Consider the following 14445-nt stretch of genomic DNA (forward strand, 5'->3'; position numbering starts at 1 on the left):
TTCTGGCTTTTTATACGATAGGATACAACCTTAGATTTATTCGATACCACCTAGCTGTAGCGAGCTTGATCGGTGAACAAGTATTAACTCTATTCTACAATGCCATGCTGTAATCGACAGATGCAGTCCGCCTATTAACGAGCCGACGAGCGTGCGGTCTGCTGATGCAACCAGTAGCGTACACGTTGTAGCACATCCTGCATATGCAGTGGCTTACTCATATAGTCGGTTGCCCCTGCCTGGATACTCTTCTCACGGTCTTCCTTCATCGCTTTAGCGGTAAGCACGATAATCGGCACATCGCTATAGCCATACAGGTTACGCACCGTTTTCATCGTTTCGTAGCCATCCAGCTCTGGCATCATAATATCCATTAGAATCAGATCGATGTTCTGATCCATATGCAGAATCTCCAGCGCATCGCGTCCATTTTGTGAGATAACGATGTTCATATTGTAACGCTCCAGCATACTGGTGAGCGCATAGACATTACGAATATCATCATCTACGATCAGAATCTTGCGACCACTTAAAATATCGGTTCCGCCTGGTTGTCCAGGCTGCGCCTGCTCTGCCGCAGATTCCTGACCGAGCGCGGCAAAGGACGAACGCTCTCTTGACGACTGTACGAACATGTCTCCCTCAGAGGAAGCATTGTATTCATAGCCATCAGCTGAGGATACAGAACCTTCCTCCATGAACACGGTACGATTCATATGCAGCGGCTCATTCATCTCAAAGATAGCATGCTCCGAATGCGGATCGGTGACCATACACGGAATATAGAAGGTGAAAATACTTCCCTCACCATACTTACTTTCCAGATGAATCGTTCCCCCTAGCAGATTAGCCAGCTGGGAGGAGATCGATAGTCCAAGCCCTGTACCGCCATATTTACGTGCGGTTGCTCCATCTGCCTGACGGAATGCCTCGAAGATCACATCGCGATTCTCTGCCGAGATCCCGATGCCTGTATCACTGACGCTAAAGGCAAGCATCGGCTGCGAGCTTTCGTAGCTGCTTGTCTGTACGCGATTGACCTTTTGTACCTGTAGCGTGACGCCGCCAGTCTGAGTGAATTTGAACGCATTGGACAGCAGATTACGTAGCACCTGCTGAATACGCATCTCATCCGAGTACACCAGCTCCGGCACATTCTCCTCCACTTCAACCTTGAAGAACAGCTCTCGCTGCACGGCGGTTTCGCGGAAGCTACGCTCCATCTGCTCCAGCATCGCTTCGATACTGATCGGATTAATCTCAATCTGCATTTTCCCTGCTTCTACCTTGGACAGATCAAGAATATCATTAATCAGATTCAGTAGATCCTTACCGGAGGAATGAATAATCGATGCGTATTCCTGCTCCTTCGCCGTCAGATTGCCATTTCCGTTCTCCGACAAAATCTGTGACAGGATGAGCATACTGTTAAGCGGCGTACGCAGCTCATGCGACATATTAGCCAGAAACTCTGATTTATAACGCGAGCTCACCTGTAGCTGCTGTGCATATTTGTCCAGCTCGACGGCAGTACTTTCGGCTGCCATCTTGCCATGTTCCAGACGCTCGTTCAGCATTTGCAGCTCTTCGGTTTGCATTTGCAGCTCTTCCGTCTGCGCTTGCAGCTCCTCCGACTGTACCTGTAATTCCTCGGATTGTGCCTGTAGCTCGTGATTTAGCGATTGCGATTCACGATACAGCTGCTCAACCTCCATACGCGTCATCACGGAATGAAGGGTTACTGCAAAAATATCAATTAACTGCTGTAACAGATGCTTCTGCTTGTCCGTCATAGGCTCCAGCAAGGCAAATTCAACGGCGGCAATTACACGACCTTCAAAAATGATCGGTGCAGCAATCATCGCCTGTAATCCGGTATGCCCCAGACCTGAGTTAATCGTACGCACATATTCATCCGACAATGGATGCAGCTCCAGCATACGACGCTCGATAATCGACTGTCCGGTCAAGCCTTCCCCCTGCTGTAATCGAGAAGCACCCAGCTCGGCATCAGACTCCGAAGCGGCAAAAGAAGCTGCCTTGATCCAATAGCCCTCTGCTGTTTTTCGATACACAATGCCATAGGGCGTGCCAAACCATTTGTTTCCTTTGGTCAGCAGCACCGCTGACAGGCTGTCCACGTCTGTCGCTTCCTGAAAACGTGTCGCCGCCTGAGCGATCTGATCCTTGACCCAGTTCTCATACTGCACATGATCCAGTAACTGATTCGCAGCATCGCCTAGCTCGCCCACCTCGTCACGAGAGGTTACATCGATTCGTGTTCTCAGGTTACCGCCCGTCGCGATACCGAGTAAGGTATCACTAACATCACGAATTGTACCTACAATCTGGCGTGCAATAAGTAATGCAGTCGCAATCGAGATGATCGCAAGCAGAATCCAAACACCGATCATCATCGTCAGCATGCGTTCATTACTTTGCGCGGCTGCCTCGATACGAGCACTCGTTAGCGCCTTTTCGCTATTGCGGAACGAATCGAGTTCCTGACGTAGCTGATCAATCTGCTGCTTGCCTGGATCGCTGGCAAAGAAGCTTTTGAGGCCAGCCGTATCGCCGCGCTGCTTCATCGTAATAGCAGGTGTTCCGGCATCCTTGATCCAGGTTTCGATTCCAGTACGGATCGTTTGTAAATTATTTTGCTGTAGCTGATTGCCTGCGACAAGCGCATACAGCTCGTTATAATCGCTCTCCCAACGAGAAACGGATTCATTATAGGGCTCCAGATAGCTCTCTTCACCGGTGAGGACGAAACCACGTTGTCCGGTTTCCATATCCAGCACATGCTTTTCCAGCATGTTGGTCAAGTTGTGAACTTCCAGATCATGATCATTGATGTATCGGCTTTCCTGTTCCAGCTGGTTCATACGCCCTGACATCATCGTCAGCACAATACCCAGACAGACAATGATCACGATATACCCGGCTACAATTTTAGTGCGTATTCCAAATTTTGCACCTTTCAGCACCAAAAGCCCTCCAGTATATAGTTAAATGCCAAGATTTTAATTCATAGATTCTATGCAATTTTATTTGGCTACCCAACTATTTTACTTTAAATTATCCGGTTTGCAAACGCAGAAAGGGCGAAACCGCGCACAATTGTGTTACACCATGCCTGACCGCAATTCCAGTCGTGCACGGTATTCCTGCGGCGTAATCCCTTCCAGTTCGCGAAACACACGAGAGAAGTGTCGACTGCTCTCAAATCCAACCTGCTCACCGATCTCACTGAGTCGATGATGTGGCTCTGCCAGTAGCTCCTTGGCACGCTCAATGCGTAGCTTTTTCAAATAAACGACAAAGCTTTCACCTGTATATGCTTTAAAAGCCTCGCTAAAATACGAGTAATTCAGCGACACATGATTGCTTACTGTTGCCATATTGAGTGGACGCGCATAATGACTGTGCAAATACGCTACCGCTTCCTTTAAACGATGATGCTCACTGTGCACGAGTCGAAGCTGTCCGATATATTCGTCCAGACTGAGCAGCAGACGCTCCAGATCGCGGCAATAATCATGAAAATAGCGATAATGCTCCAGACTACACACCCGGCGATACAAACGCAGCACCTCGATCGATGCCTCGCCAAAATGGCGAAATACCTCATCCAGCACATTCTCATTAATTAGCCGCACGGTGCGCTGTACCTCATTCAAACTGCGCATCCCTGTACCCGATAATCGGAATAAATGATGCACCATTCCACTAATTTCACTGCTTCGTCCTGTACCGAGCAGATTACCCAGCCTGCGCACATCCTCTTCTAGCTGTGCCTGCGGAATCTCAGCTTCTTGCAGCACAGGCTCATTCAGCAAATACATGCCCGGGCAAAAGAACCCGTATACTAATGCACGACAGGCTTGCGCGTAAGCCGTTTGTAGCTCACTGCGCTCCAGCTTACTGCTGCTAATACCTGCCCATAGCCCGGATACCTCACGACGTGCAGCCGCTCCTGCGAGTGCCTGTAGCAGACCGAGCTGCTCCTGACGGATCATCCAGACACGGCGTCCTTCTCGGTCGAGCAATTGCATTTCGTATGTCGCCTGCGTATGATCGGCAAGCTGACTGAGCAGCAGATCCAGCTCCTGCACCGCTACCGGATGCCCGTCTGCGGTCACGCAATTCCATACACAGACGATATACGGCTCCGGTAGCTGTAGCCACGTACATGCGTCGAGCTCACGTTTCGCTTCATCCGCAGGCGCTTCAAGCCAGCGTGATAGCTGCTCCTCCTGCCATTGACGTCGATACTGCTCGGCATCCTCCAGACGGCGAGATAGGGATTCCTTGCGTACAAGCTCATTTTCCAGACTTTCAAGCGCGGCAAATAGATCATCACGCCGAATCGGCTTGAGTAGATATTCGCGTACCTGATAACGAATAGCTGCCTTCGCATATTCAAAATCGTCATGACCGCTAAGCACGATCACTTCCGGCTGCTGCACAAGCTCACTACTGGCGCGTAATTGCTCCAGCATGGCGATGCCATCCAGCACCGGCATACGAATATCGGTAATGATAATATCGGCTGGTTGCTCACGAAGTGTAAATAGTCCTTCCTGACCATGTCTTGCACAGCGAATCGTATATCGCCCCGGAAATTGTCGCTCAATCATCACCTGAAGTCCATGCCGGATATTCTTTTCATCATCAATAATCAGTAGTTGTCTCATGCCGGATGTCTCCTCCTGCCAGAATGATTTTAGGCAGATGCAAGGATACGTCTGTCCCTTCCCCTGCACTGCTCTGTACATATAATCCATACTCATTACCGAAAAATAGTCGAATCCGCCGCTGTACATTCAGCAGTCCATAGCCATTCTGCTGCGACGCATGTACTGGATCAGCCGAAGTGCTGCTTCGCTGCTCGGTGAATGGCAATCCATTCGTTGACGCAGGAAATGGAGCTGAACGTTCCGCTGGCTCAGTATCGGATACCTGCTGTAGTCGTTCATTCAACTCCTGCATAACTGTGGGCGGCATGCCATAACCGTTATCCTGAACGATGATGCGTACCGTGCGCTCGTCCTCATCCTCTACACGGATACGTAGCAGACGCTCGCCCTGCTCTTCTTTCCAGCCATGCTTGAATGCATTTTCTACGATCGGCTGGAGTGACATTTTGAGTAGCTCCAGTTCATTGTAGGCGGCTGGGATATCGACCTGTAGCTGCACAGGCTCATCAAAGCGAATATTCATCACCTCAATATAATTGCGAATATGTCGCAGCTCCTGACTGAGCGTGACGTATTCGCCGCCCCATTTGAAGTTGTAGCGCATCATACCGCCAAGCGAGGTGAGTGCATCGGAAATTTGACGCTGATCCTCGATCTCGGCGAGCATTTTAATATTTTCCAGCGTGTTATACAGGAAATGGGCATCGATCTGACTGTATAGCGTGCGTAGCTCCGCTTCCTTCATTAACGCTTGCTTGCGTACCGCCTGTGCGATCAGTTCATTGATTGTGCCGCTCATCCGGTTAAAATGATAGGCCAGCTCGCCGATCTCACCGCCCTCCACCTGTACCATCGGCGGAAGCTCTCCCTTGCGCATCTGCTTCATCGCCTGTGTAAGTTTACGCAGGTTTTTGAGAATAATGGAGTTGGCGAGGTACGTAATGAGCGAGACGAGCACGATAAAGGCTACCGTTGCGATAATGATCAGATTGCGTGCGCGTCCGGTATCCTGAAGCATTTTCTCCAGCGAGACGACCTGAACAAGCTGTGCACCCAGACGTTCAAGCGGGATGCTCGTTAGCAGATAGGCTTGCCCATCTGCACGATATTGCGCAGAGCCGCCCTCAGACTGTGCGGCTGGATCGCGCAGCAGCTCTGTGGCTAGCCGGGTGTACCGATCCTCCGTTAGCGGAGGCGCAACATGGCCTCCCCCTCCATCGAGCAGTAACAGACGCGAGTTATCCTCCTGACTTTTGCCAAAGGTTTGCGGTGCCAGATCAGCTAGCCGCATATCCACCTGAATCACACCTGCATGATGCCCCTTCGGCAGCTCCAGCTCGCGTAGCAGCGATAGCTTGGGCGGATCAGGCTCCAACGGGCGACTGCTATCGTTACGATCCAGCGCTAGATCGCTGCGCTGCATATACCATGCCTCCCGATCACCTAATCCATGCACCTGAGCATACCAGGGAGCATCCGTAATCCGGCTTTCCTGTAAAATAATCGGCCAGATTTCGTACGTTTTCGGACTATTGCTGTACAAGCGCAGATGCAGAATCGACGGATTATTAATCTGGATTTGTGCAAGACGAGCATAGGAATTTTCGTTGAATTCGATCAGCTCCGCAGTAGGCTTATCCTGATTTTCGGTCAAATACTGAATGACCGCCTTATCGGATACCGCGAGCTGTGCAGCCCGCTCCATCGTTTCCAGCTGGGTTAAAATCGTCTGCTTTTCATTTTGCAGTGTGTCTATACTTTTCAGCCGTGTATCCTGGATATAGGTTGTATTAATCTGCTGGTACGAATAATACGAGACAGCTACGGTCGGCAGTAAAATAACAATAATATAAGCGGCAATCAGCCGACCTTGCAGTGGTATACTGTTTAATCGTCGTAACATGCCGCGTATCCTGCTGTGCAATCGATCCAAATGTGTAGCATCCCTTCCATAAATGATAAACGCTTACATTTCCAATTCTATTGTAACGCAATTGGAGGATCATTTTTTAGGAAAGCTTAAACATTTGGTGGTGCTTTTTATAGTAATCGATAATAAAATCACGCAGGCTCTCAGCAGAAGCGGATAACACCTTATTTTTCAACCAGAATAAACTGACCGAGTAGGTCGGCGACACATCGGCAATACGAATATAATGCAGGTTGAATTGGCGACATACGGAGATAGGCATTAGCACAACCCCTTGATTCACACTAATAATCTCTGTCAAAAGATACGAATCCACCTCGAAAATGCTATTCGGCACAAAGCCAGCACGTTCACAGATTTCTCGAATAAATTCGCTGTATTCGCGATTATCCGCTAACGAAATAAATGGCTCCTGCGCCACCTCGGATAACGATAGCTTCTGTTCATTCGCATACCGGTGATTCACCGGCAGCACCAGCACGATATCCTCATCGATCAATAAATGACTCTCAATCTCCTCGTCTTCCGTATGGCGACTGGCAATGCCCAGATCGATGTCCCCCTGCTTGAGACTGGCAATCATCTCATTGCGCATTTTGATCCCCTGATGCACCTTGGCATCCGGATAACGCCCAATATATTGTGTGATCAGCCGGGATAGAAACCGTGGATTAGAAATGGAAATTCGGATCGTATTCGCCTGAAGCTGCTCCTGCGCTTGAATCTCACGCTCGGCATTGTCCAGCTCGATAAAAATTCGGTTCACATGCTTGAGTAAAATCTGACCGGACGCACTCAGTTGAATATTGCGCCCCCTGCGAATGAATAGCTCTGTCCCCAGCTCATCCTCCAGCCTTTTAATCGTTAGACTCAAGGAAGGCTGTGTAATATGCAGCTGCTTGGCAGCCCTGGACATATGCTCTGTATAGGCGACCGTTTGAAAATATTTCAGTTGAAGTAGCTCCATTCTTCATGCCCCTTTCATTTATCTCAGTAAATGTATATATACTTTATGATGTATTGGAATATATGTAAATAAAGACGTAAAATAAAGCTATAGAAATCAAACTGCTACGGCAGAATACGGATCAGTGAAAGGAATGGTTTGAGTATGAAGATCGATATTAACAATACGTTCAAAAATTTTAACACACCACTCACTGCACCAGCTTATCCTGTTCCAACCTACAAATTTGTAAATCGTGAATACTTAAATATTATTTATCGCACCGATATGGAGGCGCTGCGTGCTGCTGTACCAGAGCCACTGGAAATTAAAGACCCGCTCGTCAAATTCGAGGTGATGTGGATGCCGGATGTATCCGGTCTGGGTGCCTATACTGAAGCCGGTCAGGTGATTCCGGTTCAGTTCAATGGCGAGGATGGCGACTACGTGCATTCGATGTATGTTGACAACTTCCCAGCGATCGCCAGCGGTCGTGAGCTGACCGCCTATCCAAAAAAATGGGGCGCACCAAAGCTATATATCGATTCCGATACACTCGTCGGCACCCTCGACTATGGTAGCCTGCGGGTAGCGACTGCAACGATGGGCTTCAAGCATTTTGAAATGGACAAGGAGCAGGCCAAGCAGGAAATCTGCCGTCCAACCTTTATGCTCAAGCTGGCAACCGATTATGAAGGTAATCTGCGTCTATGCGATCTGGTTCGTACACAGATTACAGATATTACGGTCAAGGGCGCATGGTCTGGCCCGGCACGTCTGCAATTGTTCGAGCATGCACTCGCACCGCTTGCTGATCTGCCTGTACGCGAGATCGTGTCTGCTTCGCATATTTTAACCGATCTTACACTCAGCCCGGCAACACCGGTATATAACTATTTGGAGCAAAAATAACGGGTTCGAGCAATCCGATTAGAACAATCAGAATCAGACGGAGTAACAATACAAATAGAGAAGGAAAGTAGCACCCTGTAGATTCAGCACCATTATAAGGAGGCAATCATCATGAGAATTGCAATTTTAGGAGCAGGCTCACTTGGAACGATCGTCGGCGCTTATCTGAGCAACGGCGGTATGGATGTTGAATTAATCGATACGTATGAAGCACATGTGCAGGCACTGAATGAAAAGGGCGCAACGGTTGTTGGTACGACTGAATTTACCGCACCTGTCAAAGCGATCACGCCACAGCAAAAATCCGGCACCTACGATCTGGTGCTGCTACTGACCAAGCAATTATACAATCAAGCTGTACTGGAGGAGCTACTACCGTTCCTGCATGAGGAAAGTGTCGTCTGCTCCCTGCAAAACGGCATACCGGAGCAAAGTGTAGCCGATGTGGTTGGTGAGCATCGCGTCATTGCAGGCTCGGTCGAATTCGGCGCTACCTTTATAGAGCCAGGCGTATCCCAGCTGACTACAGAATATACCCAGTTTAAAAAATACGCCTTCCAAATTGGTGAGCTGAACGGTGAAATGACCGAACGCATTGAGCAGATCAAAACCGTGCTTGATCATGTCGGTGGCACTCATGTATCTGACAATCTGGTCGGCACCAAATGGTCGAAGCTGCTGATCAATAATGCATTTAGCGGACTATCTGCTGCATTAAATGGCGAATATGGACATATTCTGGATGATGAGGTCGGCATTGTTAGCGCTGTGCATATTGCGGATGAGACGATCAAGGTGGGTCATGCCAACGGAATCCAGTTTGCAACGATGAGCGGCTTCGATATCGCTTCACTGGAGCTGCATAGCGCTGCGGATATTCCTGAGCGTGTGCGTACGTTCCGTACGATGATGGAGCCTTCTCGCCTGCTCAAAGCGAGCATGCTACAGGATCTGGAGAAACAGCGTAAAACGGAGATTCAATATATTAATGGTGTAGTGCCACAGCATGCTGTCGGTACGGGGATTGCAACGCCGTTTAATGATCTGGTCGTGAAGCTGGTACAGGAAGCGGAGTCTCGTCAGGGTGTGCCGACGTTTGAGGAGAATATTCGGCTGTTTGCACAGTTGATTGAGACGGAAACGGTGAAGTAAACTGCGGTGAAGGTGTAATGGCTATGAGATCGCTTGAAGTAAGAGGATTAGGAAACGCAATGTAGTTTCATTGGAGTCATGCTAGCTGGAATAGAGCTATGTTAAAGGCTTTTGTATAAAACAAGTTTGCTAACTGCGATGTTGAAGTATACATCATTGTACGATCTGAGTCGTTCTGTGCTAAGAAATGAATAACAATGAGAGCAACACCTGTGCGTATCATCGCGCGTACGGCGAACAGCCGCGCAACAATATCAATAAATAATGAAAGCAACCCTGCTGACCTAGAACTGGAGTCGGCAGGGTTGCTTTTTAGTATACATCGTTTCTTTATTGTTATTCTACACTACTTAACGAAGGACGATTATTGATCGCCTTTCAGCTTTTCCACATTCTTTTCATACTCTGCCTGGCGGTACGCCTGGACTTTATCAAAGCCGTATTCATCGCGCTTGGTCAGGTAGTTTTGGAAAATCTGATCAAACTCACTATCCGATGAAGCGAGCAGCAGCTGTGGCAGTGTTTTGCCCCATAGCTGTTCGATCTTCGTGTTGATGATGCCTTCTGGTGAATTGCCAGTTGGATCGAGCTGGTCAAATTCGGAGCGGCTCACCGTTTTGCCCTTTGTCCAGTCTTCCATTTGCTTGAATGGCTCGACGCTTTCTGGCTTCCACTGGTCGGTAATGTTGGTGTCCATCTCCATCCAGTACTTGTGGGAAGCACCATACTGGGTATCGAAGGCAGAACGATCACTATTGAGCAGCTTGAGCACTTCTGGCTTGAACACAGGCTTGTTGTTTACCATATCATACGTGACGCCTGGCTCGCCCATGTACAGATCACGCTGTCCTTCTTCGCTAATAATGTATTCGAGGAAACGAATAGCACGTGCTTTGTCCTTCACGTCTTTGGAGATCAATGTTAGCGTCCAACCAGAGATGCCCGGGCCACTCAATACAGGTGGGTCCATTTTCTCGTTAGATGGGCCATCGACTGCGATGTAGACGGAATTCGGGTCCTTCGCATATAGTGCATTTTGCTGCGTACCAAAGTCACTCCGCTGATACAGCATTGCAAAATAACGTCCCTGTGCAATTTTCTCCTCCATCTGTGCGCGCTTGTCGATGAAAATATCCTTTGCTAATAGCCCTTCCTGGTTCGCCTGACGCAGTGTTTTGAGCCATTTTACATATTCTGGATCGGTGGAGCGGTCATACAGCTTGCCATCCTTTTCCATCGGTACGTTGAGAAAATTTTGCAAATAGCTTTCCAGTGAGTAGTTGCCATTCTCGGTAAACTCGTGCAGACCGAGCGGAATGAGCGGCTGCCCGTTCACCTGTGGATACTTTTCTTTTGCCATTTCCAGTGCTTTCAGGAAGCCTTCCGGTGTCCGCATGTCTGGCTTGCCGAGCGCTTCGTACATGTCCTTACGTACAACAAATACCTGGTTGGACACATAGTTTTCGCCGTATTTTTTGAAGTCAGCTGGTGAGGAGGAAGCGTTCGGATAGCCATATACATTGCCGTCTGGCTGGGTATACCATGCCAGCTTCGCAGGATCAGTCACCTTGAAGAAGTATGGATCATACTGATCTGCCAGCTCATTCAGCGGCAGTACCAGCTTCCCTTCCATCATCTTCTTCACCGCATCCTCGCCCCATGCCAGTGTAATAAAGTCTGGCAGCTTACCGGACGCGATCATCGTGTTTAGTTTCTCGTTCTCATTCCCTGCTGGAACGATAAAGTTCACCTTAACGCCCGTCTTGTTCGTTACGTATTGGCTCGTAATATCCTTGCCCCAGTCGGTACCGGTGTACCATGAGAAATTCATATACCAGTCAAATGTAATCGGCGAGGTGTCCGCCTTCCAGCCCGGTTCGTTGGCAGATGCCTGCTTGACTGGTGTCTGGCTCTCACTGGCACTCTTGCTGCCCCCACCAAAATAGGAGCATGCTGTCGTCAGCGTGAGTAGTCCCGCCATCAGCGCGGCAATGGCTGGCTTGCGCCAGGAGCGTGTAGAGCGCTTGGTCATTTTTGGTTCGGTATTGCGCATGAATATAACCCCTTTCAAAATTAAGGTTTGTTTAAAGGTAGGCGCTTTTGAGCTTACTGTATCAATTGGATACTGCACGAACACAGCTTGTACATTTTATTTTATAATGATCCAAACCGGTGCCATAATAAGTACACCCTATTCATTTACAGCTCGTTATAACTCGTTCCACCGATCGGCTTGCTCGCGATACAAAATAAGCTAGAGCGTGATGTCAGCCCTTGATCGAACCGATCATCATCCCTTTTACAAAATACTTCTGCAAGAACGGATATACAAATACAATTGGCATCGTCGTAACGACCATCGTCGCCAGTTTGATCGATTGCGAGGTAACGGAGCGCGTAATACCGCCCGGCACGGCTGCCAGCATCTGGTTGGAACTGGATTCTGCTATGACCCGATACAGGTACGTCTGAATCGGTTGTAAGGACGTATCGTTCATGTAGATCATACCTGTGAAATAATCGTTCCACTGGTATACACCGTGAAACAATCCAATCGTAGCGACAACAGGCATCGATACGGGAAGCACGACACGTAGGAAGATCGACCAGTCATTTGCTCCATCGATGCGTGCCGCTTCTTCCAGTCCATCTGGAATTTCGCGGAAAAAGGTCATAAAGATGATCAGATCGAAAAAGCTGAACATTGCTGGAATAATGTACACCATAAAATTATCAAGCAGCTGTAAGTCCTTCATCAGCAGGAAGGTCGGAATCAAGCCACCGCTGAAAAACAGTGTGATCGTGCCGATCCAAATGTACAGCTTACCGCCAATCAGATCACGGCGAGATAATGCATAGGCGACCATCGCGGTGAACAGTACATGAATGACTGTACCGATAATCGTCTTGGCGACCGTAATCCACATCGCCTGCATAATACCTTCGCTCTGGAATACCGCTTTGAAGCTCTCCAGACTGAACATCCGCGGCCACCAGTAAATGCCACCGCGCATCGCATCTGTACCTTCGTTAAATGCATTGACCAGTACATACCAGATCGGATAAATCGTGACGAAGCAGATAAAGATCATAAAGATCGTATTGCCAATATCGAATATCATTTCGCCGCGGGTACGGCGGGATGAGGTTAGCATAGGGGTACACTCCTTTCATTTTTCACTCAAACTTTCTGTATATATCCTTCATATATCCTTCGCTTCTGTTATCTAATTTGAGCTAGGTTACAGTTTTGGTCTACGCTTCATAACCATTTCTTTTGTACGTTTCGTATACATCTCTTTTGTTAAGCTAGATTTGCTGAGCTAGACATACATTCTGTCCTCATCTTGCAGGCTATTCATCTAAAACAGTGACGTATTATTCAATCGCTTGGTCACCTGATTCGCGATAAGGAGCAGAATCAACGCAATTACTGATTTGATCAGACCGATGGCTGTCGAATACGAGAACCGTCCAGATAATAGACCTGTCTGGTACACGTAAATATCGATCACATTACTTGCGCTCTCATTGAGTGAATTGCGCAGCACGAGAATCTGGTCGAAGTTCGAATTGAGTACACCGCTGACCGCCAGAATGAACAGGATCGCGATCGTACTCTGGATACCTGGCAGGGTGATGTACCACATTTTCTGGAAGCGTCCAGCACCATCGATCGTAGCAGCTTCGTACATTTCCGGCGATACACTCGCCATCGCTGCCAGATAGATAATCGCTGACCAGCCAAGCTCCTTCCAGATGTCTGAAATGATGACGATGGCCCAGAAATATTGCGGCTCAGCGAGATACGAGATCGGCTGATCAATCAGATGTAGTGCTAACAAAATCTGGTTGATCACACCGACATCGGCGAGCCATGTGGTCAGAATGCCACCCAGAATGACCCAGGATAGAAAGTGTGGTAAATACGAGATCGTTTGGACAGACTTTTTAAAGCGGACCGAACGAATCTCGTTTAGGAATAAGGCGAATAGAATCGGTAGTGGGAATCCGATAAATAGCTTGATCAAGCTAATGCCTAGCGTATTCCGAATAACGTCCCTTAGATTCTCATCCTCCATAAAGGCTCGAAAATGCTCCAGCCCCACCCACGGTGCAGCTCCGATGCTATCGACGATATTAAATTCCTTAAATGCAATCACGATGCCGTACATCGGAATGTAGTTGAAAATGAGCATCCAGACGACACCCAGTAGCGCCATGATCTGTAGATGCCGCTGCGTATACAACCGCCGAAACCAGCGCCGCATCCGCCCAGCCGCTGTCGTCTTGGCCTGCGGACGCGACTCCGACCCGGTCTTCATCCCGGTTTCCATGATATCTCCCCCTTTTATATGTAAGCGATTACAATTATAGGTTTAATTATATCGATGGGTGAGATGAGCGGGAATGTCTCATTTTTCGTATTAGGTGTCTCATTTTTCGGGTTGGGGTTGGGTGAGTGGGTGGGAATTGAGAAGTGAGGGAAGTTATTGGAAGCTTAGGTGAGTGTGCAGGGTGATGATGGGAAGGGAAGGGCTGAGGCGTGTGGTTTGGAGGTAATGGGTATAAATATAATTCGCTGACCACACCATATCTTATATGACTCCTTTTTGCATCACGCTCATAATAATATTTTGTGACGCCTTGATCATATGAATGGTACTAAGTATAAATACTGGATAGGCTTTAAAAATGAGTCTAGTCCCGTTTTAACAGGTTTCATTTCATTACAAGTTGGTGTATCATATACATATAAAGAAAGCTCGCGGTGCGCTAACACCACGAGCTGGAATAATTGGTCG

General features: G+C 48.3%; 9 protein-coding genes. 2 read left to right on the plus strand and 7 right to left on the minus strand.

Translation table 11 applies throughout. From position 1 onward, the window contains the following. Positions 1 to 134: 134 nt before the first annotated feature. The 4 genes from SK066_RS18300 to SK066_RS18315 all read right to left on the minus strand — a co-directional run bounded on the left by SK066_RS18300 (position 135) and on the right by SK066_RS18315 (position 7597). Positions 135 to 2987, minus strand: a complete 2853-nt coding sequence (locus SK066_RS18300; RefSeq protein ID WP_320542536.1) for a CHASE3 domain-containing protein — start codon at positions 2985 to 2987, stop codon at positions 135 to 137. A gap of 138 nt (positions 2988 to 3125) precedes the next feature. After that, positions 3126 to 4697: a response regulator gene (locus tag SK066_RS18305; RefSeq protein ID WP_320542537.1), complete on the minus strand. Its 1572-nt coding sequence runs from the start codon at positions 4695 to 4697 to the stop codon at positions 3126 to 3128. Continuing rightward, a complete protein-coding gene (locus SK066_RS18310) occupies positions 4675 to 6603 on the minus strand; it encodes a sensor histidine kinase (protein ID WP_320542538.1) in 1929 nt (642 codons plus the stop codon). The genes SK066_RS18305 and SK066_RS18310 overlap by 23 nt, the downstream gene beginning before the upstream one ends. Before the next feature lie 106 nt (positions 6604 to 6709). After that, positions 6710 to 7597 (minus strand): LysR family transcriptional regulator, encoded by an 888-nt coding sequence (locus SK066_RS18315; RefSeq protein WP_320542539.1) that lies wholly within the window; start codon positions 7595 to 7597, stop codon positions 6710 to 6712. A gap of 144 nt (positions 7598 to 7741) precedes the next feature. On the opposite strand from SK066_RS18315, the gene SK066_RS18320 reads away from it, so the two are divergent. Both SK066_RS18320 and SK066_RS18325 read left to right on the plus strand, forming a co-directional pair. Next, a complete protein-coding gene (locus SK066_RS18320) occupies positions 7742 to 8488 on the plus strand; it encodes an acetoacetate decarboxylase (RefSeq protein WP_320542540.1) in 747 nt (248 codons plus the stop codon). A gap of 111 nt (positions 8489 to 8599) precedes the next feature. Further along, positions 8600 to 9640 carry a ketopantoate reductase family protein gene (locus SK066_RS18325; RefSeq protein WP_320542541.1) on the plus strand — a complete coding sequence of 347 codons (1041 nt, stop codon included), beginning with the start codon at positions 8600 to 8602 and terminating at the stop codon, positions 9638 to 9640. A gap of 364 nt (positions 9641 to 10004) precedes the next feature. Here the strand turns inward: SK066_RS18325 and SK066_RS18330 are convergent, their stop codons facing one another. The 3 genes from SK066_RS18330 to SK066_RS18340 form a co-directional block, all read right to left on the minus strand. After that, positions 10005 to 11693, minus strand: a complete 1689-nt coding sequence (locus tag SK066_RS18330) for an extracellular solute-binding protein (RefSeq protein ID WP_407673697.1) — start codon at positions 11691 to 11693, stop codon at positions 10005 to 10007. 214 nt (positions 11694 to 11907) lie between these two features. Then, positions 11908 to 12795 (minus strand): carbohydrate ABC transporter permease, encoded by an 888-nt coding sequence (locus SK066_RS18335; RefSeq protein ID WP_320542542.1) that lies wholly within the window; start codon positions 12793 to 12795, stop codon positions 11908 to 11910. A gap of 207 nt (positions 12796 to 13002) precedes the next feature. Then, on the minus strand, positions 13003 to 13977 hold the full coding sequence (locus SK066_RS18340; protein WP_407673698.1) for an ABC transporter permease: 975 nt from the start codon (positions 13975 to 13977) through the stop codon (positions 13003 to 13005). Positions 13978 to 14445 lie beyond the last annotated feature (468 nt).

The sequence above is a fragment of the Paenibacillus hunanensis genome, from assembly GCF_034055775.1.
Classification (GTDB): Bacteria; Bacillota; Bacilli; order Paenibacillales; family Paenibacillaceae; genus Saccharibacillus; species Saccharibacillus hunanensis.